We start from the raw sequence: 22,903 nt of genomic DNA on the forward strand, positions 1-22,903 counted from the left end.
TTAGTTTTCCATCAACTTTGCGACGGCATCGGCGAGCTGGCCGACGGATTCGATCTCGGCCTGCATGTTCATGGTGATGATGATATCAAATTCGTCTTCGACGGCGGCGACAAAGTCCATGACCGTCAAGCTGTCCCATTCGAGATCACCCTGAAAGGTCGTGCCTGCGGCCAGATCGACGCCCTTATTGTTGAACGGCCCGATCAATTCGCTGATCTTGGTCATGATTTCGTCGCGATTTGCCATAATATGCTTTCAAAATTGCTATTCCTGACCTTTGCCAAGACATGCGCACCATTGGCAAGTGAATAAGGCGTAAAAGCGGCACAATGCGTGCCTTGGCTTGCCCAAGCATGTGCTTTCTGCCACGCTTCTGCCGTATCGCAGTCGACTCTGGGGGATAGTGTTTATGGACGAAGGCAGCAAATGGCCGGATGAAGTTGTGTACGCGCTTGGCACCACCCAGCGACATCATGTGCAATTGAGCGTTATGGCGGATAACAAGGCGAATATGCTGATTGGCGCGACCTTTGTCGTGTTCACGCTCGCCATTGGCCAAAGCCACGCCGGCAATATCTCCCTGCCGCTTCTGATTCTCGCTATTTCGGCCTTCGGGTCCGCCGGCTTGGCGGCACTGGCGGTGATGCCATCGGTGAGGCCGCGGAAAGACACTTCTCCCAATATGCTGTTCTTTGGCGGCTTTTCGAAAGTCAGTGAAGACGAGTTCATCGACCTCCTGCTGGAAAAGGAATTGCGCACCCAGGAATCAACCTATCGGGCGATGCTGCGCGATATCTATCAAATGGGGCAGATTCTGGAACAGAAGAAATACCGTTTTCTCGGCTGGGCCTATCGGGTATTTCTGATCGGCCTGACGCTGACCTTCATCACCTATGTTTACGAACAGTTCGCCGGACCGATTCTCCAGGTCTGACTACAGCCAGTCGTTGTGGCGATACCATTTTGCGGTATCCTTCAGGCCCTGCCGCGTTTCGATCTCTGCTTGCCACAATTGCGTCGGCAGGCGCTTTTGCGGGTCAATCGTCCAGTCGTCATGGCAAAAATAATTGACCCGGTCTGCGGTAAGCTTGGCCTTGTCGCCGCGGGCCAGACGGTCCGCCCTGGCAGCGAGACGCAACAGGGATTTTGGTATGCCCACCGTAGCAACGCGTTTGCCTATCGCCTGACCTATCGCCTTGGCAAAACCGGCCTGCGTCCAGCCGCCCGGCTTGCCGTCATCAACCTCGAAAATCTCAGCAGTAAAATCTTCCCGTTCCGGCAACAGCGCAAGCAGCGCCTGGCACAGATCCTGGACGTGGATCACTGATAAAAGGCCGTCAGCATCAGGCGGCAGGGTCACGAACCCCAGTCGGGCCATTTTGAACAGATCCAGAAATTCGCCGTCGCCCGGGCCATAGACGGCGGGCGGGCGGAGGATCGTCCAGTCGAGGCCGCTGGTTTTCACCAGTTTTTCGGCCTTGGCCTTGGTCTCGCCATAGATTGACAGCTGCGGCTGCGTGGCTGCCAGCGAAGAGACATGGATGAAGCGCTTGGCCCCGGCCTGTTTGGCGGCTTCGATGACGGCCAGTGTCCCTGCGACATTCCCGGCCTCGAAACCGGCTCGGTCAGGTGCGTTGACGACGCCGGCGATATGCAGGACCATATCCGCGCCGCTGCATAATGTTGCGAGGCTTGCTTTGTCGCCCAGTGCACCGCGTACCCAGGTGACGCCCGGACGGTCATCCTGCTTGCGCCGGGTCAGGGCGCGCGCGTCATATCCTTCCCGAACCACAAGATTGAGCATCCGGCTGCCAACAAAGCCTGTCGCGCCCGTGATCGCGACTGTCTTTTGAGCGGCTACGGTCATGGTGACTAGACCATCACCATCTGGTTGCGGTGAACCACTGCGCTGCGCGGGGCATAGCCAAGCAGCGGCTCCAGTTCGGAGCTGCGGCGGCCGATGATCTTGGCGCAATCGAGCGCATTATATTCGGCCAGACCGCGCGCGATCGTCAGACCGTCTTCGTTTTTGATTTCGATTACATCGCTGCGTTCGAACTGGCCGTCAATCGTGATGATCCCTGCCGCCAGCAGGCTGTTGCCGGATTGCAAGGCGGCCTCCGCACCGGCATCGATGGTGATCGATCCGGCCGAGGTAAGACGCCCGCCCAGCCAGGCTTTGCGGGCATTGGCGCCGTCGCCTGCCTTGAACAATGTGCCGACATTGGTCAGCGTATAGCGTTCCAGCGGATGTTCTTCGCGTCCCGAGATGATCGACAGTTCGATTCCGGCGAGATTGGCGATTTTTGCTGCTTCCAGCTTCGACGTCATTCCGCCCGAACCCAATCCGGATGAGGATGAGCCGTCTGCCATCGCCATGATCGAATCGTCGACCGTTTCTACCACGCCGATAAATTGTCCGTTGGTTTCACTGTCCGGCCTGCGATCGTAAAGGCCGTCGATATCGGAAAGCAGCAATATCCGGTCCGCTCCACCAGCTTGGGCCACCCGTGCGGCCAGCCGGTCATTGTCACCAAAGCGGATTTCGTCGGTGGCGACGCTGTCATTTTCGTTGATCACCGGAATGGCGCGATGTTCGAGCAGCTTTTCCAGTGTCGCGGTCGCGTTGAGATAGCGTTTGCGATCTTCCATATCGTCGAGCGTGAGCAGCATCTGGGCGGCGGTAAGCTGATGCTCTCCGAGCAGCTCTGACCAAAGGCTGCTCAATGCAATCTGGCCGATGGAGGCTGCTGCCTGGGCATCGGCCAGGCTCGCCCGGCCGCCTTTTTCCAGACCAAGTTTGCGCGCGCCAAGCGCGATCGATCCCGATGAAACGATGATAAGATTGTCACCTGCCTGATGGCGTTTGGCAATGTCTGCAACCAGCGTTCTCAACCAGTCGCGGCGTGCCTGGCCGTCTTCGCCGACAAGCAGGGAAGACCCGACCTTGACGACTATCGTGTCCGGCTTTGCGGCGCTCACAGTGGCGACCAATCCTTGGCTACATCCTCTTTGCCTGAGGTCAGCGTTGTCTGACCCTTGCGTTCGATCGAGCTGTTTTCACCAACCGCTTCAAGAATTTTGTCCAGAGCCGCGTCCAGGCCTTCGCCGGTGGCACCCGATACCGGGAGCACATGTTCCGCACCGGCTGCGCGCAACTGATCGGCGATGTCGGCCATCAGCTCGTCGTCCAGCAAGTCGGCCTTGTTGAGCGCCAGTATCTGGGGCTTCTCGGCAAGTCCGCCGCCATATTTCTCCAGTTCCTTGCTCACCGTCTTCCAGGCTTTTACCGGGTCATCACCGGTTGCGTCGATGAGATGGAGCAAAATCTTGCACCGCTCGATATGGCCGAGAAAGCGGTCACCGATACCGGCTCCGTCTGCCGCGCCCTCGATCAGTCCGGGGATATCGGCCAGCACGAATTCGCGGCTCTTGTGCCGCACTACGCCGAGTTGCGGATGGATGGTGGTAAACGGATAGGCGCCTACTTTCGCGCCGGCGTTGGTCACTTTGTTGATCAGCGTCGATTTGCCCGCATTGGGCAGGCCGACAAGACCGGCATCTGCAATCAACTTGAGTCGCAGCCAGACGGCTGCTTCCTCGCCGAGTTCACCGGGCTGGTGCTGGCGCGGCGCGCGGTTGGTCGAACTTTTATAGCTGGCATTGCCGCGTCCGCCGATTCCGCCTTCGAGGAACATCGCTTGCTGGCCCTCGTGGGTGAAATCAAGCAGCACATGCTCCTTGTCTTCCGACAATATTTGCGTGCCGACGGGTACTTTGACGACGAGATCCTCGCCGCCTGCGCCGGTCCGGTTACGGCCAGCGCCGCCCTTGCCGCGCGGGGCTTTGAAATGCTGGGCATAGCGGAAGTCGATCAGCGTGTTGAGGCCTTCAACCGCCAGGAAGACAATATCGCCGCCTTTACCGCCATTGCCGCCGTCGGGACCGCCATATTGAATATATTTTTCGCGCCGGAAACTGACAGCGCCAGGCCCGCCCTGACCGGAGCTGACATAGATTTTGGCTTGATCGAGAAAATGCATGGTTGTGCATTTAGGGATTTGGTGCGCGAAAGGCTAGGCTTTGCTGCAATATAACGACATTGCCTTTATCCATTGATCGGTCTGACAGGCTAGATGCTCAGGCCTCCGTCGACCGCAAATGCCGCTCCGGTGGCGAATTTGGTTTCATCTGAAGCAAGATAGACGATCAGATGCGCGATATCATCGGGTTCGCCCATATGACCAACCGGCTGGGCGAGTGCGAAGGATTCCTCGGTTTCTGCCGGATTTGGCGTTCCGTCGATAACGCTGCGAACATTGGGGGTCATGATTGTGCCGGGCAGAACCGCATTGACCCGAACCTTGTTTTTCTCGCGCGCGCAGTAGAGTGCGATGGATTTGGTCAGCATCGGGATCGCAGCCTTTGCGCTGTTATAAGCGACCAGATCGGCGCTGGCGTTAATCGCGGCAGCCGATGAAAGGTTGATGATCGAGCCGCCCGTCTTGCTCATTAGAGGTAAGGCCGTCTTGCAACCCAGAAAGATCGAGTCGACATCGACGGTGTAACAGCGCTTGAAATCCTCGTAGCTCACATCCGCTATTGAACCGAAAACCGTGACTGCGGCGTTGTTCACCAGCACATCCAGCCGGCCATATTCGGCCTCGACATGGGCGATCACTTCACCCCAGCGATCCGGATCGGTGACATCCTGCTCGAGAAATTCGGCATTGTCGCCGAGCTCTGCCGCCGTTGCGGCTCCGGCTTCGGCGTTGTGATCGGTGATTATGATGCGCGCGCCTTCGTCGATCAGGCGCTGTGCGGCGGCCTTGCCCAGCCCCATCGCGCCACCGGTCAATAATATGATCTTGTCTTGCACGCGTCCCATTAGTTTCTCCCGGTTGCTGTCCTGTGGTGCTGGCGGTTTTAAGCCGCTATTCTGCCGCTTCCATCTGTTCCATTTCGGCGACGCGGGGATCATTGGGATAGACCCATTCCTCGCCAATCACCTGCTCGACCGCCAGATGTTCCGGCACCCGGTTGAGGCCGATCATCTTGTCGCACGTCTGGTGAAAGCTGTAGATGCGCGCTTCCTGATAACTGAGCGGCACGCTTTTGAAGCCGTCGCTCTCCATCGATTTCTGGATCATCTCGCCAAATTGCGTGTCTTCGAGGATGATCGGCGACATGTCGCGGCCATTGGGCTTGCTTTCGTCCGGTACGGTCCAGAGGTCCGGTGCCGGGCCATCGCCCCAGTCCATCGCCATGGTCACCAGCTCGATCCGCGTCGTGTTGAGCGAAGTCGGCCAGAAAATCAGCGGCGGCACAAAATAATTGCTCAATGGCGACACCCAGTTGGGAAACATGGTGTAGCTTTGCGTGCAGGTCCGGCCAAATTCACCGACGCCTTCAATTTCCTGCCAGTTGGGCGAGCTATCGATGGCGCGGACATGTTCGCGGTCGGTCTGCTGCGGTGCCGGGGCCAGCATCCGGGCATGGCCATTGGGATAGATGGTGTTCACATTGCGCTTGCTGTCGACGAGCGGCGCTACCGTGTCGGGATGGATGAAGGGCACGTGATAGACCTCCATATTGGCTTCCATCGCCACCTTCCAGTTGCACTTCAGGTCGAAGCTATGGCGGGCCGCGAGCCTGATCTTGTCAAAGCGGAATTCCTTCCACTCGTCCCAGACGGGCCCGAGCCATTGTTTAAGCGGCATCCCTTCTTCGTCAAAGTTGACGAAAATCAGATTGCCCAGCATCTCGCATTTGACTGGAATCAGGCTGCGGCAAGACAGATCGAAATCCGGCGGAAAATCCTGCTTGTCGGTTACGCCGACCAGAGTGCCGTCGGTCTTGTAGGTCCAGTTGTGATAGCCGCACATCAGCCGCGGTGCCTTGCCCTTCTCTTCGGTGACCACCGGTGCGCCGCGATGGCGGCACGTGTTGTAGAAAGCGCGTATTTCACCATCCATGCCGTGGACGATGATGATCGGATCGCCGATCTGTTCCCATTTCATGAAGCAGCCGGGGTCGGGCACTTCATCGATGTGGGCCGCAAACAGCCATGTCTTTTTCCACAGATGTTCCTGCTCCAGGTCGTAATATTCCTGGGACGTGTAGCGACCTGCTGGCAAATCCGGTAACCGCGGGAAATCCTCGGGCGGCGCCTTGCGGGAGGCTTCCCATTCCATCAGGCGTTTCATCTGATCGATATAGGCTTGCGTCATCGGCATGTTTCCGGTCCTCTTCCTGCCGATAGGAAAGACGCGATTCATGCGCTAAAGTCGATTGGCAAATATGATAGACCGGATTCCATATCGCAGGTGTATCCATTCCGTCGTTACCACTTGGCTTTGATTCCCGCTCTCGGGGCATGGACAGATACCGATAAAGACAGAAGGAACCGGACGGACGATCATGCGTAAGATAACGGTGAATCTGCGGTTCCTGCCTGCCTTGCCAAACTGGCTGATCCCTTCTGCCCGCTTGCGAATATATATTATATATTGGTGGCGGCATGGTCGATTGCCGGACTTGCTGAATCCGCAGCGCTTTTCAGAGCTTGTCCAATGGCGGAAACTTTACGATCACAATCCGATGATGCCGGTGATGGCGGACAAGATCGCGGTGAAAAAGCAGATTGGACATCTATTGGGCGGGGAATGGATCATTCCGACTTACTGGAGTGGCCGGACCCTGCCGGAACATCCGTCATGGCCTTACCCCTTCATCCTGAAGGCAAGCCACGGCTGCAATCAGAATATCGTCTGTCGCGATCAGTCCGACTGGCAAAAGGCACGACGAGAGTCCGCCAGATGGACGCGTGCCCCTTATGGGCTGTGGCTTGATGAGTGGGCCTATCGCGACATCCCGCGAGCCTATATTGTAGAACCCTATCTGGGTAGCGCTGCCGAGCTTCCGATCGACTATAAAATTTACGTGTTCGCCGGCAAGGCGGCCTTCATTCAAGTTCATCTGGATCGCGATTCGGACCACCGGTGGATATTATTTGATCGACAATGGAACCAGATTTCCCGGCTTGGTGATCGCGATCTTCCATCCGCGCCCGAGCATTTGGCAAAAATTCTGGATGGTGCCGAAAAAGTTGCCGGTGAGTTTGATTTTGCACGCATTGATTTTTATGAAATCGCTGGCAAGCCAAAATTCGGTGAAGTCACATTCTATCCGGGTTCGGGACTTGATCCATTCGATCCTCCCGAACTAGATCTTATGATTGGCGCATTGTGGTTGGCAGGATCTGCCGACCCCACAGCCCGCCAATTTCTGGATGGACGATGGCAGCCACAAGCGGCCTGATCGCGCTTCATCTAGAGACCGGTCATCAAGAGACTGGCGTTATGCGAAGTCAAAGCCGAGAGGCGCGACAAGATGCCGCAGACCCTCCAGCTATCGAATTCTCCGCTATTTTCTAGATCTATGCCGCGCTCACTCTGACCGGAATCGCGCTCTGCATCGCTTGCCCGGTGATTGGATCGAGATGGGCGTCGTCGACGATCAGCCGGTTGGTCGATCCGCCCTTGGTCATCACGTCGCCTTTGCCGGCTTCGCTGTCGCCGAAGGCATGGCTCATCGAGATAACGCCTTGGCGGACTTTGTCGTCTGCTTTGGCAAGGCCGAATATCGAGGCGGTCGGTGAGGTTATTTCGATAATTGCGCCGTCTTCTATGCCTGCTGCGGCCAGATCAGCGGGGTTGAAGAAGGCCGGATTGGTCGGCATTTTCTCGACCAGTTTCGGGAAAGTATGACCGTTGCTGTTGTAGCGATGCTTGGACCGGCGGGAGATCAGGCGGAAGTCGAAGCCGTTTTCGACCGGATCATTGGCGGCATAGTCGAGAAGCTCGCTGGGCATTGCGCCGGCGTTGAGATCGAATTTCTCCTGCGCATCCGGATCGGCCGGACCGACCACGGGGTGCAGTTCCTCATAGGTGATCGCTGCCCCCTTGCGCTCCAGCGCCGCTGCATCGGCTTTGGCCTTGCTCGGCTTGAGCAGCGAACCTTCGGAAATAAGGTCGAGCACGGTCGCCTTGTCCGGGCATTCGTCCATCGATACGGGGCCGCCGGGAAAATTCATTTCGATGCCCATATGTTTGGCGAGCCACCACAGCATTTCATATTCGTCCATCGTGTCGCCGGGAGCGGGCACCATCGCTTCGGTATAATGGCCATAGGCTTCCTCGGTAAAGGCATCGGAGACATTGTTGATGTCTTCGCGTTCCAGGCACATGGAGGGCGCGAGGATCATATCGGCGCGCTTGGCGCTGGCCGACATCCACGGATCGACTTGGATGAACAATTCGCATTCGTCCAGCGCGCGGCGGACTTTCTGCTGGTCGGGGAAAGCGATTTCCGGATTGCCGCCGATCGAGATCAGCGCCTTGATCTGGCCTTCACCCGGTGTCAGGATTTCATCGGCCAGCACATTGCACGGCATTTCCTTGCCGAGATGGCCGAGGCCGCGGATCCGCGATTTCGGGAAGCCTTCGCCAAAGGTCGGCATTTTCGGTGCAACCTGGGCCTTTTTCGGTCCGCCCATCAATGGATTGAATACCATCGGCGCCGAAACCTTCTCGCCTTCCTGGTTGAAGCGGGCGCACAGGATGTTGAGCGAGGCGACCAGATATTCGGTCAGCGTGCCATTGCCAGCCATTTCCGGACCGGTGCCGGTGACGACGCGACCCTTGTGGGCGCCAGCGAACATACGGGCAGCAGCGACGAGTTGGTCCTTGTCGACCCCGGCGCGTTTCGCGGCGATATCGGGTGTCATGGACTTGACCGCTGCTTCCAGTTCTTCGACGCCATCGACATGGGCTGCGACAAAATTCTGGTCGTAGAGCTTCTCTTCGAAAATGACGTTGAGCATCCCGGCGAGCAGAGCCGGGTCTTCACCTGGTTTGACCGGCAGATAGATGTCGGCCAATTTGCCCATTTCGCTGACCCGCGGGTCGGCGACGATAACCTTGAGACCGCGTTCCTTGGCATCGCGCAGGCCGCGTGATGGCGAGGATGTTGGCATGCCGCCGGAATAATGGGAGACAATAGGATTATTGCCGACAAACATCGCAACATCGGATTCGGTGAAGGCGTTGCCGCCACCCATCCACATGCCATAGCGCGCGGTGGTGAACACCTTGGCCGGCTGATCGACGGTGACGCTGGTATACCAGTTGCGCGAACCGATGCCCTGGGCAAAGGCATAAGATGTGCCAAGCACGGCGCTGTTCTGGAAGGCGTTGGTGCCGCAATAGACGGCGATGCTATGGGGGCCGTGTTCCTCGACCATTTTCTTCATCTGCGCGCCCGCCAGTTTGAGCGCTTCGGCGGTCGAGATGTCCTTGAAACTGCCGTCCGGCTGACGGATCTTGCTGGTGATCATTCGGTCGGGCAGGTTGTGCATGTCGGGTAGCTGGCGGCCCTTGATGCAGGTATAGCCGTGGAACAGATGGTCCTGCTTGTCGCCGCGCACGGATTTGACCTTATCGTCCTCCACCTCGACGATCATTGCGCAACTTGCGTGGCAAAAACGGCAAAAACTACGCTTGGTCTCGACAGCCATGAATCTCTCCTGATTTCGGAGAAGTCTAGGCAGGGATGACAGCGCAGGCGACTGACAAAAATGCTCGGAAGAATCGCTTTCCGGTCCGCGCACTATATTTGTCTGCGCGGGCCGCAAATGCAGCTAAAAGTCAGCCGCTATTGCGCAGCGCGGTAGCGATCGCGTTGAGCGACAACTGGATGCCTTCGCCGATGCGCGTGTCATCTTCCCCGGCGCGCAGGCGTTTCATCAGCTCGATCTGGAGATGGTTGAGCGGCTCGATATAGGGCAGGCGCAACTCGATGCTGTTGAACAGCGCCGGGCTTTTCGCCAGCAGATGCGGCTGATCGGTGATATCGAGCAATATGTCGCGGGTCTGGTACCAGCTCGAACGGATGCGGCCGAAAAAGGCCTGACCCATGTCCTGATCCTCGACCAGTTCGGCATAACGGGCGGCGATGCCCATATCGGACTTGGCCAGTACCATTTCCATATTGGACAGAGACGCCTGAAAGAATGGCCAGCTTTGCGCCATGTCTTTCAGCTTCGCCTTGTCCTCAAAACGATTGAGCGCCTGTCCGACACCGTACCAGCCAGGCAGCATGACGCGGGCCTGGGCCCAGCTGAACACCCAGGGAATGGCGCGCAAATCCTCGATCTTGTCGCTTTTCGTCCGGCTGGCCGGGCGCGAGCCGATTTTCAATTTGGCGATTTCCGTCAGCGGCGTCATCTGCCGGAAGAAGGTCCGGAAACTGTCGTCGCCATAGACCAGATCGCGATATTCGGAGAACGCGACTTGCGAGATCTGGTCCATCGCCGCCGCGTGTTCGGCCAGCACTTTGCTGTCGGTCCGGTCAGGTTCTAGCGAATTGATCAGCACGGCCGAAGTCATCGCTTCCAGATTAGCTTCTGCCACATCTTCGGTGCCATATTTCGCGGCAATCACTTCACCCTGTTCGGTGATCCGGATGCGGCCGGCGACGGTTCCCTTGGGCTGCGCCTTGATCGCGCCGAAGGCCGAGCCGCCACCACGGCCCACGGCCCCGCCGCGTCCGTGGAAGAGCTGCATTTTTATGCCCGCCTTGGCAAATATCGGAGTCAGCGCATCGCTCGCCTTGAACAGGCTCCAGGTCGAGGTCAGATAACCGCCATCCTTGTTGCTGTCCGAATAGCCGATCATCACTTCCTGATGGCCGCGTCCTTTCGCGAGCGCGTGCATCTCCGGAAGAGCGAAGAAATCGGTCATCACTTCGGGCGCATTTTCCAGATCGGCCACGGTCTCGAACAACGGCACCGCCATCACCGGGCAGGACGGGGATGCGTCGTTCTCGGTCGGCGCGTGATAGAGACCCGTCTCCATCAACAGGACATAGACTTCCAATATGTCGGACACGCTTTCGCCGTTGCTGATATTATAATTGGTAATGACCTCGGGGCCATATTTCCGGTGCGCTTCGGCAGCGGCCCGGATGATCGACAATTCCTTTGCGGTCTCGTCGCTATAGGTGATCCACGGGCTGGCCAGCGGCCGGTTGTTGGCCAGTTCGGCACGGAGCCGCTTGACCCGTGCCGCTTCGTCCAGCGCCAGATAATCATCCTCGACGCCCGCCTGTTTCAGCAGTTCGGCGACGACACGTTCATGGACCTTGCTGTTCTGGCGCATGTCGAGGGTGGCGAGATGGAAGCCGAAAAGCTCTACTGTCCGGATCAGGCGGCCAAGCGCTCCGGATGTCGCGAAGACACCCTTGCCGGCCGACTTGAGGCCTTGCGCAAGAATCACCAGTTCCTCTCGTAACTGCTGCGGATTGTCATAGGCCTGGGCTGTAATGGTCGACGCGCGGCCCGGTACATGACCGCAAAGCTTGAGATGGGTTGCCGACAATTTCGCATAGATGCCGGACAATGCGCGGCGATAGGGCTCGTCCTTGCGGCTGAGCGAATCGTCGCCACTGGCTTCGGCCAGCGAGATTACAGCGTCGGGTACATTCGCGAGCTCGGTGGAAATGGACAGCTCTGCGCCCAATGTATGCACGCACATCAGATAATAGCCGATCACGGTTTCGGCGGCCCGCGAAAGCGCCTCTTCCATGGCACCGGCGTCGACGAAGGGATTGCCATCGCGATCGCCGCCAATCCAGCTGTTGAGTTTCAGGAAACTGGGTAGCCGCGCGCCCAGAGTCCGCTCCCATTTGGCATAGAGCCGGGGCAGGACAGGCAGGAACACATCCTTCATATAGCTCTGCGAAATCTGGACTTCATCGGTGACGAACAGCCGCTCGCGGCGCAGCGGACGGGTCTGCCAAAGCAAGGCGATCTGGCGCAGGATAGCGGCGTCGAGCATGTCGCCTTGCGGTGTTTCTGTCTCCCCCTCGTCTTTCATCATCAGGAGTTCGGCAATGCGGGATTTATGGTCGATGATGCTCTTGCGCCGCACTTCGGTCGGGTGGGCGGTCAGTACCGGCGCGATCAGCGCATCGTCGAGCAGCTTCAGGATCGCTTCCCGGTCAACGCCCTCGCTGGCGAGCAGTTCGATTGCCTCGACAACCGTGGCGCCTTTTTCAGCGGCAACGCCCTGGCGATCCTCGGCGAGATTGGCGAGCAGGGAAAACAGCATGAAACCGCGCACAAAGGCGAGCGTTTCATCGAGTGACAGCGCGTCGAGACCAGGATCAATCGCATCCGCATCGGCAAGGCCGCGATGGCGATCAACGCTGGTTGACCGGATATATTCGGTGCGCCGGTACAGTTCCTCCCCACCATAGGAACGAATAACATCGCCCAGCAATTTGCCGAGATATTTGATGTCCGGGTTTTGGCTTACGGTGAGGGGCTGGGTCATGCCTATATGCTGCACTGCACCGTCGTAACGGTCAAGAAATTCTGTGCGGTTGCGATAATAATAACCAGTGTTATACCTATATAATACACCGTGAGTGAGGATAGGTTTATATGTCAGGCAGTCCGGATTCTGAACCCGTTTTAACGAGACAGGCAAAACTGTTTGACGGTAGTGCGCTATTAGACCTGCTGACAATTCTGGCGGTGCTCGTCATCGTCAAGCAATCGGTCTTGCCGTTCAGCTATCTCTATGCGGGGCCGGCATCCACATTGTCGGCGATGGTGGTTGCGACCATGATATTGCGGCGCAGCGGGCTCGGATGGAAAGACCTGGGGCTTCGCTGGCCTGAAAACTGGTGGAAGACGATCGGCCTTACGCTGCTTTCAATGGCCGCTTTCATCGCCGCAACGCAGTTGATGCAGCTGTTTGCCAATGCATTTTTCGAGGATGTCGGCACGGGCGGGCGGTTTGACCATATTGAAGGCAACCTCGCAGCCTATATCGGAATCATGCTGCTGGTCTGGACCCATGGCTCGTTTTTCGAGGAACTGCTGTTCCGCGCTTTTGTCATTGACCGGACGAGCACCGCCCTTGGTGGCGGATGGAAAGCCGATATTGTAGCCGCCCTGTTTTCCTCGATTTTCTTCGGATACCGGCATTATTATTATCAGGGCATGTACGGCGCCCTGATCACCGGCGCCGGTGGCTTTACCTCTGGTTCGGACGCAAAAATATCATGCCGCTGATTTTCGCGCACGGGATTTTTAACAGTCTCGGTCAGACGTTCCGGTTCCTCGGCATCCGCGACTGAGACAGTACGGCCAGGATCCGAAAGAGTTTACAGCCAGCGGAACCGGTCAGCATTGCCAAAAATATCAAGGTTAACGGCGAGGAGTTTGTTCCACCCGGGGCGTCTCGGGCAATTAACCCAATTTGCCCATGAACCGGTGGGTTCTGACGGTTTTCGGCGACGACGATTTCGGCCGGGCCGCTGCCAACCTCGATTTTCAAACGCGCGTCTCGGGCGGTGATATTGATAAAAGCAAGCTGAATGAACCGGATAAGGTGCTTCACCAAACGGCCTGACCGCCGTCAATAGCAGACAAGGACATGAATGAACCAGTTTCCGCTAGTTTGCCCGATCAAGGAGATTTCTAATGGCGCGAATTATTTATGCCGAGGATGACGAACTTGTCGCCGAGATCGTTCGTGATACGCTGATGGATGCGGGTCATGCCATCGGCGTGATCGGCGACGGACTTACTGCGCTCAAGGTTGCCAAGGCGAAAAATCCCGATCTGATCATATTGGATTGCAGCATGCCGGGAATGGGCGGAGTCGAGGTCGTTCGGCGGATCCGCAACCATCACGAGCTGTTCGCGACCCCAGTGCTGATGCTCACCGGAAGATCTTCCGCCGTTGATGAACGTATTGCGCTGGAGGCGGGTGCAACGGATTATCTGAAAAAGCCGTTCGACCCCGACGAACTGGTGGTGGTCGTCGAAAATATGCTGGATAAAGTGCAAAAGCGCAAAGATACGCAAAAACTGCCGATGCGCTACGTCTGATTTCCGGGCATAAGGCCTGAACCGGCCTAACTTTCCAGTTCGATATCCCAATAGAGCCAGTCATGCCACGTATCGTGCAGGAAATTGGGCGGGAAAGCCCGGCCATGTTCCTGGAGATGCCAGCTGGTTGGTTTGATCGGCCGATTGGCGAGCTGCATATGCGCTTCCTTGGGCGTGCGGCCACCCTTCTTGAGATTACAGGGCAGGCAGGCGGTGGCGACATTTTCCCAGGTTGTGCGGCCTTTCTGGCGGCGCGGGATGACATGGTCAAAGGTCAGATGCTCGGGTGATCCGCAATATTGGCACTCGAACTTGTCGCGCAGAAACAGGTTGAAGCGGGTGAAAGCCGGATATTCGGAAGGCTTGATATATTTTTTTAGCGCGATCACCGACGGGATTTTCATGTCGAGATTGGGGCTGTGCACTTCGCGCTCATAGCTGGAAATAATATCGACCCGGTCAAGAAATACGGCCTTGATTGCGGTTTGCCAGGGCCACAAGCTGAGCGGATAATAAGACAGCGGCGTATAGTCTGCGTTGAGGACGAGCGAGGGGCAGCTTTCCGGATGCCTTTGCAGGTCGGGGTGATACATAAGCGTCTGTCTCCCTTGTCCTTTACTGTCTGCTCTTTATGCCTAAGAACGTGACATGACTGTTACACAAAGAACAATATCCGGCTTATGACGTCAAGTACGCATTTAAACCCAGATATTGTGGTGCGTTTTGCCCCGAGCCCCAACGGATTGTTGCATTTGGGCCACGCCTATGCCGCGATGGTGGCGCATGACTTCGCCCGGGCACGGGGTGGCCGGTTTCTGCTCCGGATCGAGGATATCGACGGCGGCCGCAGTCGTCCCGAATTCGTCAGGGCGATACTCGACGACCTGCGCTGGCTGGGTCTGGACTGGGACCGGGATGTGATTTTCCAGTCTGCACGGCTGGAAAGCTATGCTGCCGCCGCCGACCGGCTGAAGGCGATGGGGCTACTATATCCCTGCTTTTGTACCCGCTCGGACATGCGGCAATTGCAGGAGGACGGTCCGCAGCCGGAAGGGCCGGATGGTCCGATCTATGCGGGAACTTGCCGGCATCTGGACCCGGAATTGGCCAGAAAGCGGGCGGTAACGGAGCCGCACAGCTGGAGGCTAGATGTGGCGAAAGCGGCCGCGATCTCCGGACCACTGAGATGGACGGATGAACGGCACGGCGAGCAATCGAGCGATCCCGAACGACTCGGCGATGTTATCCTGGTGCCAAAGGATATGCCGGCGGCTTATCATCTTGCCGTGACGCTTGACGATGCTCGCGATGCGATCAGCCATGTCGTGCGCGGGGACGATCTGTTCGCTTCCACCGACATCCATCGTTTGCTGCAGGCGCTGCTGGATTTGCCGACGCCGACCTATTTCCATCATCCGCTTTTGCTCGATGAAAATGGTGGAAAGCTGTCCAAAAGCCGGGGATCTGCCTCTTTGTCCGTATTGCGGACTGCGGGCGAAGACGGATATAGGTTAGTGCAGGAACTCAGAGCAGGAATTTTCCCTGTTGGAATCTCCCTTTCCCAGGCTTAAGGTGAATATATGAGCTATATTTTGATATTGATGATCATCGCAGCCGCAGGCGCTGTCGTTTATGCACTCGTGCGCGGGCTGATCGCCTTCGCCAATATGGAACCGGGCGACGTCGATGCAGACGGCATTACCGCGTCACATAAGAAGCAGAACGAGATGATGTTTGCCCGCGTCAAATATCAGGCGATTGCGATCATCCTGGTGGTGATATTGCTGGCTGTGGCGGGTGGCCAGAGCTAGGCCGCTTTCCCGATGGTAAAGCTCAATAAAATCTACACGAAAACCGGCGATGACGGTACGACCGGGCTGGTCGATGGATCGCGCATTGCCAAAAATGATCCGCGCATGGCGGCGATTGGCGATGTCGATGAATTGAACAGCGCGCTCGGTGTAGCGATTTGCGAAATCACCGACGAGGCGCTGGTCCAGACATTGCGTATCATCCAGAATGACCTGTTTGATCTCGGTGCGGATCTGGCAACGCCGGCAGCCGACGGTGATGATTTTGCTCCATCAGAAATGGTGCTGAGAGTCGTCCCATCACAAGTGGAGCGGCTGGAGAAAGCAATCGACGCGGCCACTGCCGAGCTTGATCCGTTGACCAGTTTTATCCTGCCTGGTGGCGCGAAGGCCGCTGCGGCGGTCCATCTTGTCCGCGCCGTTGCCCGGCGAACCGAACGCACCTGTGTCGCGGCTGGCAGAGACATGTCCATCAACCCGCAGGCGCTGGCCTATATCAATCGTCTCTCGGACTATCTGTTCGTGCTCGGACGGGCGCTGAATAATGGCGGCAAGGATGATATTTTGTGGGTGCCGGGAGCATCGCGCTAGCGCAAAAGCGCAACGCCTTGCGAATATATGCAACCAACTGGTGCGAATATGCGTTGTTGACCTAATCATCGTTCGCTCTATGTTCCATCAAGAACCCGAGCTTCCACCGGAGTAGGATTGATCGCAAGCCAACCGCAACGCCCGTTCCCGCCTTCGCTCGACGCCGAAAATATTTCCCGATCGACCGTTCTGCTGGATCGTTACCGGGATGTCAGGCGCCATTCGGTCGCACTCGCTAAAGGTCTGAGTGACGCCGATGCGACAGCGCAGTCGATGGATGATGCGTCTCCGACAAAATGGCACCTGGCCCATATCAGCTGGTTTTTCGAAACCTTTCTGCTGCGCGATCATGTTGCCGGTTATCAGTTGTTCGACGAGGCTTACCCCTATCTGTTCAACAGCTATTATGAAGCCGAAGGCGCACGGCACGCGCGGCCTGAACGAGGCTTGCTGACTCGTCCGTCGCTGGCAGAAGTGATCGACTATCGCACCCATGTCGACAAGGCGATGGCAGACGCGATGGAGGGCTTCTCGGCAGAGTTGCTCGATCTGGTCGAGCTCGGGCTCCATCACGAACAGCAGCATCAGGAATTGCTGCTGACGGATATTCTCCATCTGTTTTCCCGCAACCCGTTGAAGCCTGCTTATTCTGACAAAGCGCCCGCTCGCGCCGCTGATTCCGGCCCCCTGCAATGGCTTGAAGGCAAGGCCGGCATCCAGCAGATCGGACATGCAGGACGGAGCTTTGCCTTTGATTGCGAAGGCCCGTGCCACGAGGTGCTGCTCCGCCCGCATGCTCTTGCCAATCGGCCGGTGACCAATGGCGAATGGCTCGCGTTCATTGAAGACGGCGGCTATCGCGATGCCCGCCACTGGCTGTCCGACGGCTGGGCCTGGGTCCAGAATCAGGCGATTGAAGCGCCATTATATTGGAACAGAAAATCTGATCTGGAGTGGAGCGAGTTCGGACTGGCCGGCAATCACAGTCTCGATCGGGCGGCGGCCGTCAAGCATGTCAGCCACTACGAGGCCGATGCTTATGCAACATGGGCAGGCGCGCGTTTGCCGACTGAAGCCGAATGGGAGGTGGCCGCGAACAATGGCCTGCCCAATAGCGGTGCCGTGTGGGAATGGACCGGCAGTGCCTATCTGCCTTATCCCGGGTTCAAGCCTGCTGCAGGCGCAGTGGGCGAATATAATGGGAAATTCATGTCGGGGCAATCTGTCCTGAAGGGCGGTAGCATTGCTACGCCGCCCGGCCATATACGCCCCAGTTACCGCAATTTCTTTTATCCTCACCAGCGCTGGCAGTTCTGTGGACTGCGGCTCGCCAAAGACCTTTGACGCAAAGGACGACCCCATGGACATGACTACTTCGCTCGTCGATCATACGTTTCGCAAGGACGTCAGGCGCTGTTTTGACAAGCAGACCTATGCCATTCCGGCGCGCTGGCTTTATGACCGGCGCGGTTCGGAATTGTTCGAGGAAATTACCGGGCTTCCGGAATATTATCCAACCCGCACGGAAACAGAGCTTCTCAAGGCGAACGGACCCGCCTTCGCCGCATCCGTGGGGACGGGGCGGGCGGTGATCGAATTCGGCTCCGGCAGTTCGGTCAAGACTCCCCATTTGCTGAAGGCGATTGATCCGGCCGCTTATGTGCCGATCGACATTTCGGGCGAGTTTCTCGAGCATAGCGCATCGTTACTTCAGGAAGAATTTCCTGACCTGCCGATATATCCGGTCGAAGCGGATTTCATGACCCGCGTCGCGCTGCCCGAAGCTGTTGCCGACATGCCGAAGCTAGGTTTTTTCCCTGGCTCGACGATTGGCAATATGATCGCGCGCACCTCTGTGGATCTGCTGCGCTTCATGCGGGAGACCCTGGGCGAGGGCGCTCAGCTTCTGATCGGCTTTGACCGGATCAAGGACATTCAGACGCTGGTTGACGCTTATGATGATGCTGCTGGCGTGACGGCACAATTCTCGCTCAATCTGCTCCACCGGATCAACCGCGAACTGGACGGTGATATTCCCTGCGACAAATTCCGGCATGTGGCCGTCTGGAACGATCTTTATGCCAGGGTGGAAATCTATCTCGAAGCACAGGCTGATGTCCGGTTCTCAATCGACGGGCATGTCCATGAAATGGCCGAGGGTCAGAAAATCCACATCGAGAACAGCCACAAATATGGCTTGCGCGATGCCCGCCTGATGTTGCGGGCGGGCGGCTGGACGCCATTACACGAATGGAGCGACGAGCAGGATTATTTCACGCTGATGCTGGTAGAAGCGCACCCGCTCAAATACGCGCCCTGACGCCTATTTTGCTGGTGCTGCGGCCTGTTCCAGCTTGCGATATTGGGCTCGCCAGATGGTGATCCATTCATAGGCACCGCGGCACTCCGGCATCGCGCTGGCATCGACCATACGGAACATGTCCCCGTCCCAGATATAATTTTCTGCGCTCCCGCAATCGCCGAGACCGCGGCCCTTGCCATAGCTGCTTATTGTCTGGTCCTGTTCGTCCCAGCTGGCGTTGACCAGCAAAGGATCACTGCCTTCGCCGCCCCAGCTCGGCTGCCGGTCAAATTTGGCGGGAGCAAAAGTCCAGTCGCTGGTGGCACGTTCATTCTCGACATATTCGCCGATATAGGGCGCGCTGGAAAAATTATAGGCACCCGAGCCACAGGAAATCAGCACCAGCGCCCGGAATCTATTGCCGCGTTTGCCGAGCGGAAAGACTTGATCCTCGACCAGTCCATAGCGCTCGTCCTTGCATCGGGACTCTTCGACCAGTGCGACAATATCGCCTGTTTCCGGGGCGAGCTTGGCAGTATCCCATGGGTCGACGATGATCGTCGGAATTTCAATATTCGCGGGCTGAAAGGCGCGCGATCCTGTTGCGACCAGCGCCGTAGCGGTTCCGGCGCGCTGCTGCTTCTCGTCCATATAGCGCAAGGCCGCCGATGAACCGGCCAGCGAGATCTGGGTGATATTCTCGCCGCGGGGGCCCTCTATGACAAGATGTTTGCCCTGGATAATGGCCTTCGCCACCTTTTCGGCATCTTTGCCGACAATCTCAATCGGATAGTCGCCCTGCACAATCGGCCCGGTATCAACCAGCTTGCCGTCGATATTCATCCTGTAGCGGTCGATATCCTGGGTCTGAAACAGGACGCGAATCTTGAAAATATCATCGCTGCCGGCGGTGCGTACGATCGAGACCGGTCCGTCCCAGCCATCAAAACCGGCCCCTTCGTCATCCGGGACCAACGAAATGGCCTGACAATTGCCGCCATTGTCGCAGCCCACGGTCCAGTCCTTGAAGGTAAGTATCTCACCCGGCTGCGGAGCCGGTAGCGCGCCACTGGCGGTGATTAACGCAAATATTCCGGCGATGAAATTGATAGGGGGCATAATTGCAATCTAGCCAGTTTGATCGACAATCGCTAGTGGCTTGTTCAAACACATAGAACAGCTCGAAAGGCATGAAATGAAAGCAATTGGCATTATCGGATCGGGACAAATGGGCGCCGGTATCGCTCAGGTTTCAGCTCAGGCAGGCTATCATGTCTATCTTTCGGATGTCAGCATGGAGATTGCCGAACGTAGCAAGGCCGGTATCGCCAAGCAGCTGGCGCGGCTGGTGGAAAAGGAAAAGATCGAGCAGCAGGCGGCCGAGACCGCGCTCGGCCGAATCGAACCGATCGTCCAGCTTGATCCAATGGCCAATGCCGACATCATCATCGAAGCGGCCACCGAGCGGGAAGAGGTCAAACGCCAGATTTTCGCGGCGGCTTCCGAGGTTCTCGGCCATCAGGCAATTCTCGCGAGCAATACTTCGTCAATCTCGATCACCCGGCTGGCGCAGTCGGTGAAAGATCCGTCGCGCTTTGTCGGCGTGCATTTTTTCAATCCGGTGCCGCTGATGGGGCTGGTTGAAGTCATTCGCGGACTGGCGACCAGCGACCAGACCGCCACGATGGCCAGCGATTTTGCCAAAGCCGTCGGCAAGAGCCCGGTTATGGCGAAAGATTCACCCTGTTTCGTCGTCAACCGTATCCTGCTGCCGATGCTCAACGAAGCTTTCTTCGCATTGGGTGAAGGCACGGCGTCGATGGAAGATATTGATCGCGGTGTGCAGCTTGGCCTCGGCCACCCGATGGGGCCGATCACGCTGGCCGATCTGATCGGCCTCGATACGTTGCTGGAAATCCTGCGCGTATTGCAGAACGACTTCGGCGATCCGAAATATCGTCCTGCGCCGATCCTTACGAAATATGTCGAAGCCGGCTGGCTCGGCCGCAAGACAGGCAAGGGCTTTTATGACTATTCCGGCGAAGTGCCGGTTCCGACAATGTAGGCAGACTGCTTTCAATTTCGGGTTTTCGGACTAGAACAAAGATCGAGAATTCGTCCGGCGTTAGGGTCAGGGCGAGCGGACAGGAAGAGGATAGTTTGTGAGCGAGATAATCAGAGACTTTGAAATTGATATCCCGAAGACCGCACTGGATGATCTCGACATAAGGCTGCGCCATGTGCGCTGGCCTGATCCCGAGCCGGTTGATGACTGGTCGCAGGGCATACCGCTCGACTATGTCAAAACCATCGTCGAACATTGGCGGACCAGCTATGACTGGCGGCGCTGTGAGGACGCGCTAAACCAGTATAGTCATCATCTGACCGAGATTGACGGTGTCGACATCCACTTCATGCACATCCGCTCGCCGGAGGCTGATGCACGGCCTTTGCTGATGACCCATGGCTGGCCGGGTTCCATCGTCGAGTTCATGGATGTGATCGGCCCGCTGACCGATCCGGTTGCTTATGGTGGCGAGGCGAAGGATGCCTATCATCTGGTGGTGCCGTCGCTACCCGGATACGGGTTTTCCGGCAAGCCGACCACGACCGGATGGGGCCTCGAAAAAATCGCGAAAGCATGGGACACGTTGATGACCCGGCTCGGTTATGACCGCTATTTCGCGCAGGGCGGCGACTGGGGCGGGATGGTGACCTCGGTTATCGGCGCGCAAGATCTTGGCCATTGTGCTGGCATCCACGTCAATCTGGTCGTCGTCGGACAGCCTTCCGAAGAGATTATGACCAATCCGACGCCCGAAGAGCAGGCGGCGCTGGCCCATTTTGCTGTCTATCAGACCGAGGGGGGCGGCTATGCCGAAATCCAGCGGACCCGGCCGCAGACTTTGGGCTATGGTCTGGCCGATTCTCCAGTCGGGCAAATGGCCTGGATCATGGAGAAATTCCAGGGCTGGGCCGACGATGCCAAAGCCCCGGATGAAAATTTCGATTGCGACCATTTGCTCGACAATGTGATGATCTACTGGCTCAACAACGCCGGCGCTTCCTCGGCGCGGCTGTACCGCGAAAGCTTCGGTGCGCCGAATGTCGATCCGGTCAACATACCGTCCGGGTGCAGCATCTTCCCCAACGAGATCATCACCCCCTCGCGCCGTTGGGCCGAGCAACGGTTCAAGAATCTGCGCCACTGGGGCGAGCCGGCAAAAGGCGGCCATTTCGCCGCGATGGAAGTACCGGAGCTGTTTGTGCAGGAAGTACGCACCTGTTTTGCGGGGATGGAGCTCTAGCGGCAGGTGCTTGCCCTGATCACCCGGCGGTTGATGACGGCCATACCAACGCTGCTGGTGATCATACTGGCGTCTTTCTTCCTGATGCGGCTGGCGCCCGGTGGGCCGTTTGACGGGGAAAGACCGCTGGATCCAGCGACGCAGGCGGCATTGCAGCAGGCTTATGGTCTTGACCGACCTTTGTGGGAACAGGCGTGGCTCTATATTTCGCGGCTGGTGCAGGGGGATTTCGGGCCATCATTGGTCTATCGGGACTTTACCGTATCGGAACTGATCGCGCAGGGTCTGCCGATTTCACTCACGCTGGGAGGGCTGGCGATATTGCTTGCCCTGATGATCGGTGTGACGGCCGGCCTGTTTGCTGCTGTGCGAGAGGGAAAAGCGGCGGACAAGGCGATCATGATGCTGGCTACGGTCGCCACTGCGCTGCCGACCTTTGTCACCGGACCCGCGCTGGCGCTGTTATTCGGTTTATGGCTTGGCTTGCTCCCCGTGTCGGGTACTGGTCAGGGTGTCGCATGGCTGATCATGCCGGTCGTGGCACTGGCGCTGCCGGTGTCGGGGGCGATTGCCAAGCTGACCCGTGCCGGACTGGCGAGCGTGCTCAAGCAGGATCATATCCGCACCGCGCGGGCACGCGGCCTTCTCGAAACCAAAATCCTGTTCAAACATGGTTTGCGTCCCGCGCTGGTACCAGTAGCGAGTTATATGGGGCCGGCAGCGGCGGGCCTTTTGACCGGGGCGGTCGTCGTCGAAACCGTATTTGGTCTGCCAGGTCTGGGACGTTATTTCGTCCAAGGTGCGCTCAATCGTGACTATCCGCTCGTGCTCGGTGTGGTGACGCTTTATGCAGCGCTGATCATCCTCTTCAACCTGTTTGCCGACCTGATCTATGGCTGGCTCGATCCCAGAATGCGGGAAGGGTGAG

23 protein-coding genes are annotated in these 22,903 nt (G+C 57.6%); 13 read left to right on the top strand and 10 right to left on the bottom strand.

Translation table 11 applies throughout. From position 1 onward, the window contains the following. On the bottom strand, positions 1–246 hold the full coding sequence (locus tag ACWFTY_RS03995) for an acyl carrier protein (protein ID WP_447526101.1): 246 nt from the start codon (positions 244–246) through the stop codon (positions 1–3). Positions 247–409: 163 nt separating this feature from the next. Between ACWFTY_RS03995 and ACWFTY_RS04000 the strand changes: the two genes are divergently transcribed. Further along, entirely contained in the window at positions 410–934 is a 525-nt protein-coding gene (locus ACWFTY_RS04000; protein WP_447526102.1) for a Pycsar system effector family protein, read from the top strand. On the opposite strand, the gene ACWFTY_RS04005 is transcribed toward ACWFTY_RS04000, so the two are convergent. The 5 genes from ACWFTY_RS04005 to ACWFTY_RS04025 form a co-directional block, all read right to left on the bottom strand. Next, complete coding sequence (locus ACWFTY_RS04005; RefSeq protein WP_447526103.1) at positions 935–1,867, bottom strand: NAD-dependent epimerase/dehydratase family protein; 933 nt, start codon at positions 1,865–1,867, stop codon at positions 935–937. A gap of 5 nt (positions 1,868–1,872) precedes the next feature. Further along, positions 1,873–2,982: a glutamate 5-kinase gene (gene proB, locus ACWFTY_RS04010; RefSeq protein WP_447526104.1), complete on the bottom strand. Its 1,110-nt coding sequence runs from the start codon at positions 2,980–2,982 to the stop codon at positions 1,873–1,875. Next, positions 2,979–4,043 (bottom strand): GTPase ObgE, encoded by a 1,065-nt coding sequence (gene obgE / locus ACWFTY_RS04015; RefSeq protein WP_447526105.1) that lies wholly within the window; start codon positions 4,041–4,043, stop codon positions 2,979–2,981. The genes proB and obgE overlap by 4 nt, the downstream gene beginning before the upstream one ends. A gap of 89 nt (positions 4,044–4,132) precedes the next feature. Next, the gene (locus ACWFTY_RS04020; protein ID WP_447526106.1) at positions 4,133–4,888 is read right to left on the bottom strand and encodes a glucose 1-dehydrogenase; all 756 of its coding nucleotides are present in this window, start codon (positions 4,886–4,888) and stop codon (positions 4,133–4,135) included. Between the two features lie 46 nt (positions 4,889–4,934). Further along, positions 4,935–6,236, bottom strand: a complete 1,302-nt coding sequence (locus ACWFTY_RS04025; RefSeq protein ID WP_447526107.1) for an aromatic ring-hydroxylating oxygenase subunit alpha — start codon at positions 6,234–6,236, stop codon at positions 4,935–4,937. A gap of 184 nt (positions 6,237–6,420) precedes the next feature. Here ACWFTY_RS04025 and ACWFTY_RS04030 point away from each other — a divergent pair, with 184 nt between their 5' ends. Continuing rightward, entirely contained in the window at positions 6,421–7,320 is a 900-nt protein-coding gene (locus ACWFTY_RS04030; RefSeq protein WP_447526108.1) for an ATP-grasp fold amidoligase family protein, read from the top strand. A 118-nt stretch (positions 7,321–7,438) separates the two neighbouring features. Here ACWFTY_RS04030 and ACWFTY_RS04035 read toward each other — a convergent pair whose 3' ends face one another. Both ACWFTY_RS04035 and ppc read right to left on the bottom strand, forming a co-directional pair. Beyond that, a complete protein-coding gene (locus ACWFTY_RS04035; RefSeq protein WP_447526109.1) occupies positions 7,439–9,577 on the bottom strand; it encodes a molybdopterin-containing oxidoreductase family protein in 2,139 nt (712 codons plus the stop codon). Positions 9,578–9,707: 130 nt separating this feature from the next. Beyond that, positions 9,708–12,395, bottom strand: a complete 2,688-nt coding sequence (gene ppc / locus ACWFTY_RS04040; RefSeq protein WP_447526110.1) for a phosphoenolpyruvate carboxylase — start codon at positions 12,393–12,395, stop codon at positions 9,708–9,710. A 110-nt stretch (positions 12,396–12,505) separates the two neighbouring features. Between ppc and ACWFTY_RS04045 the strand changes: the two genes are divergently transcribed. The 3 genes from ACWFTY_RS04045 (at position 12,506) to ACWFTY_RS04055 (ending at position 13,963) form a co-directional block, all read left to right on the top strand. Next, positions 12,506–13,141, top strand: a complete 636-nt coding sequence (locus ACWFTY_RS04045; protein ID WP_447526111.1) for a CPBP family glutamic-type intramembrane protease — start codon at positions 12,506–12,508, stop codon at positions 13,139–13,141. A gap of 187 nt (positions 13,142–13,328) precedes the next feature. Further along, complete coding sequence (locus tag ACWFTY_RS04050) at positions 13,329–13,481, top strand: hypothetical protein (RefSeq protein ID WP_447526112.1); 153 nt, start codon at positions 13,329–13,331, stop codon at positions 13,479–13,481. Positions 13,482–13,552: 71 nt separating this feature from the next. Further along, positions 13,553–13,963: a response regulator transcription factor gene (locus tag ACWFTY_RS04055; RefSeq protein WP_447526113.1), complete on the top strand. Its 411-nt coding sequence runs from the start codon at positions 13,553–13,555 to the stop codon at positions 13,961–13,963. A gap of 26 nt (positions 13,964–13,989) precedes the next feature. Here ACWFTY_RS04055 and ACWFTY_RS04060 read toward each other — a convergent pair whose 3' ends face one another. Next, on the bottom strand, positions 13,990–14,556 hold the full coding sequence (locus tag ACWFTY_RS04060) for an HNH endonuclease (protein ID WP_447526114.1): 567 nt from the start codon (positions 14,554–14,556) through the stop codon (positions 13,990–13,992). An 87-nt stretch (positions 14,557–14,643) separates the two neighbouring features. On the opposite strand from ACWFTY_RS04060, the gene gluQRS reads away from it, so the two are divergent. The 5 genes from gluQRS to egtD all read left to right on the top strand — a co-directional run bounded on the left by gluQRS (position 14,644) and on the right by egtD (position 18,685). Further along, positions 14,644–15,534 carry a tRNA glutamyl-Q(34) synthetase GluQRS gene (gluQRS, locus tag ACWFTY_RS04065; RefSeq protein WP_447526115.1) on the top strand — a complete coding sequence of 297 codons (891 nt, stop codon included), beginning with the start codon at positions 14,644–14,646 and terminating at the stop codon, positions 15,532–15,534. Between the two features lie 9 nt (positions 15,535–15,543). After that, positions 15,544–15,774, top strand: a complete 231-nt coding sequence (locus ACWFTY_RS04070; protein ID WP_447526116.1) for an HIG1 domain-containing protein — start codon at positions 15,544–15,546, stop codon at positions 15,772–15,774. 12 nt (positions 15,775–15,786) lie between these two features. Further along, positions 15,787–16,365 (top strand): cob(I)yrinic acid a,c-diamide adenosyltransferase, encoded by a 579-nt coding sequence (locus ACWFTY_RS04075; RefSeq protein ID WP_447526117.1) that lies wholly within the window; start codon positions 15,787–15,789, stop codon positions 16,363–16,365. A 171-nt stretch (positions 16,366–16,536) separates the two neighbouring features. After that, positions 16,537–17,709: an ergothioneine biosynthesis protein EgtB gene (egtB, locus tag ACWFTY_RS04080; protein ID WP_447526939.1), complete on the top strand. Its 1,173-nt coding sequence runs from the start codon at positions 16,537–16,539 to the stop codon at positions 17,707–17,709. A 16-nt stretch (positions 17,710–17,725) separates the two neighbouring features. After that, positions 17,726–18,685 (top strand): L-histidine N(alpha)-methyltransferase, encoded by a 960-nt coding sequence (gene egtD / locus ACWFTY_RS04085; RefSeq protein WP_447526118.1) that lies wholly within the window; start codon positions 17,726–17,728, stop codon positions 18,683–18,685. Positions 18,686–18,688: 3 nt separating this feature from the next. On the opposite strand, the gene ACWFTY_RS04090 is transcribed toward egtD, so the two are convergent. Further along, positions 18,689–19,786, bottom strand: coding sequence for a DUF1176 domain-containing protein (locus ACWFTY_RS04090; protein ID WP_447526119.1), 1,098 nt, complete (start codon positions 19,784–19,786; stop codon positions 18,689–18,691). A gap of 76 nt (positions 19,787–19,862) precedes the next feature. Between ACWFTY_RS04090 and ACWFTY_RS04095 the strand changes: the two genes are divergently transcribed. The 3 genes from ACWFTY_RS04095 (at position 19,863) to ACWFTY_RS04105 (ending at position 22,902) form a co-directional block, all read left to right on the top strand. Further along, positions 19,863–20,732, top strand: coding sequence for a 3-hydroxyacyl-CoA dehydrogenase family protein (locus tag ACWFTY_RS04095; RefSeq protein ID WP_447526120.1), 870 nt, complete (start codon positions 19,863–19,865; stop codon positions 20,730–20,732). A gap of 97 nt (positions 20,733–20,829) precedes the next feature. Continuing rightward, positions 20,830–21,975, top strand: a complete 1,146-nt coding sequence (locus ACWFTY_RS04100) for an epoxide hydrolase family protein (protein ID WP_447526121.1) — start codon at positions 20,830–20,832, stop codon at positions 21,973–21,975. A gap of 33 nt (positions 21,976–22,008) precedes the next feature. Next, positions 22,009–22,902 carry an ABC transporter permease gene (locus ACWFTY_RS04105; protein ID WP_447526122.1) on the top strand — a complete coding sequence of 298 codons (894 nt, stop codon included), beginning with the start codon at positions 22,009–22,011 and terminating at the stop codon, positions 22,900–22,902. The last annotated feature ends 1 nt before the right edge of the window (position 22,903 follow it).

It is taken from the genome of Parasphingorhabdus sp. NYA22 (assembly GCF_976973735.1).

Excerpts from the sequence above, each read along its gene's own strand:
- ACWFTY_RS04060 (WP_447526114.1), bottom strand. The coding sequence starts at position 14,556 with ATGTATCACCCCGACCTGCAAAGGCATCCGGAAAGCTGCCCCTCGCTC.
- ACWFTY_RS04075 (WP_447526117.1), top strand. The coding sequence starts at position 15,787 with ATGGTAAAGCTCAATAAAATCTACACGAAAACCGGCGATGACGGTACG.
- gluQRS (WP_447526115.1), top strand. The coding sequence starts at position 14,644 with ATGACGTCAAGTACGCATTTAAACCCAGATATTGTGGTGCGTTTTGCC.
- obgE (WP_447526105.1), bottom strand. The coding sequence starts at position 4,043 with ATGCATTTTCTCGATCAAGCCAAAATCTATGTCAGCTCCGGTCAGGGC.
- ACWFTY_RS04070 (WP_447526116.1), top strand. The coding sequence starts at position 15,544 with ATGAGCTATATTTTGATATTGATGATCATCGCAGCCGCAGGCGCTGTC.
- ppc (WP_447526110.1), bottom strand. The coding sequence starts at position 12,395 with ATGACCCAGCCCCTCACCGTAAGCCAAAACCCGGACATCAAATATCTC.
- ACWFTY_RS04005 (WP_447526103.1), bottom strand. The coding sequence starts at position 1,867 with ATGACCGTAGCCGCTCAAAAGACAGTCGCGATCACGGGCGCGACAGGC.
- ACWFTY_RS04090 (WP_447526119.1), bottom strand. The coding sequence starts at position 19,786 with ATGCCCCCTATCAATTTCATCGCCGGAATATTTGCGTTAATCACCGCC.
- ACWFTY_RS04000 (WP_447526102.1), top strand. The coding sequence starts at position 410 with ATGGACGAAGGCAGCAAATGGCCGGATGAAGTTGTGTACGCGCTTGGC.
- egtD (WP_447526118.1), top strand. The coding sequence starts at position 17,726 with ATGGACATGACTACTTCGCTCGTCGATCATACGTTTCGCAAGGACGTC.
- ACWFTY_RS04045 (WP_447526111.1), top strand. The coding sequence starts at position 12,506 with ATGTCAGGCAGTCCGGATTCTGAACCCGTTTTAACGAGACAGGCAAAA.
- ACWFTY_RS04035 (WP_447526109.1), bottom strand. The coding sequence starts at position 9,577 with ATGGCTGTCGAGACCAAGCGTAGTTTTTGCCGTTTTTGCCACGCAAGT.
- ACWFTY_RS04020 (WP_447526106.1), bottom strand. The coding sequence starts at position 4,888 with ATGGGACGCGTGCAAGACAAGATCATATTATTGACCGGTGGCGCGATG.
- ACWFTY_RS04055 (WP_447526113.1), top strand. The coding sequence starts at position 13,553 with ATGGCGCGAATTATTTATGCCGAGGATGACGAACTTGTCGCCGAGATC.
- ACWFTY_RS04095 (WP_447526120.1), top strand. The coding sequence starts at position 19,863 with ATGAAAGCAATTGGCATTATCGGATCGGGACAAATGGGCGCCGGTATC.
- ACWFTY_RS04025 (WP_447526107.1), bottom strand. The coding sequence starts at position 6,236 with ATGCCGATGACGCAAGCCTATATCGATCAGATGAAACGCCTGATGGAA.
- ACWFTY_RS04105 (WP_447526122.1), top strand. The coding sequence starts at position 22,009 with ATGACGGCCATACCAACGCTGCTGGTGATCATACTGGCGTCTTTCTTC.
- ACWFTY_RS03995 (WP_447526101.1), bottom strand. The coding sequence starts at position 246 with ATGGCAAATCGCGACGAAATCATGACCAAGATCAGCGAATTGATCGGG.
- ACWFTY_RS04030 (WP_447526108.1), top strand. The coding sequence starts at position 6,421 with ATGCGTAAGATAACGGTGAATCTGCGGTTCCTGCCTGCCTTGCCAAAC.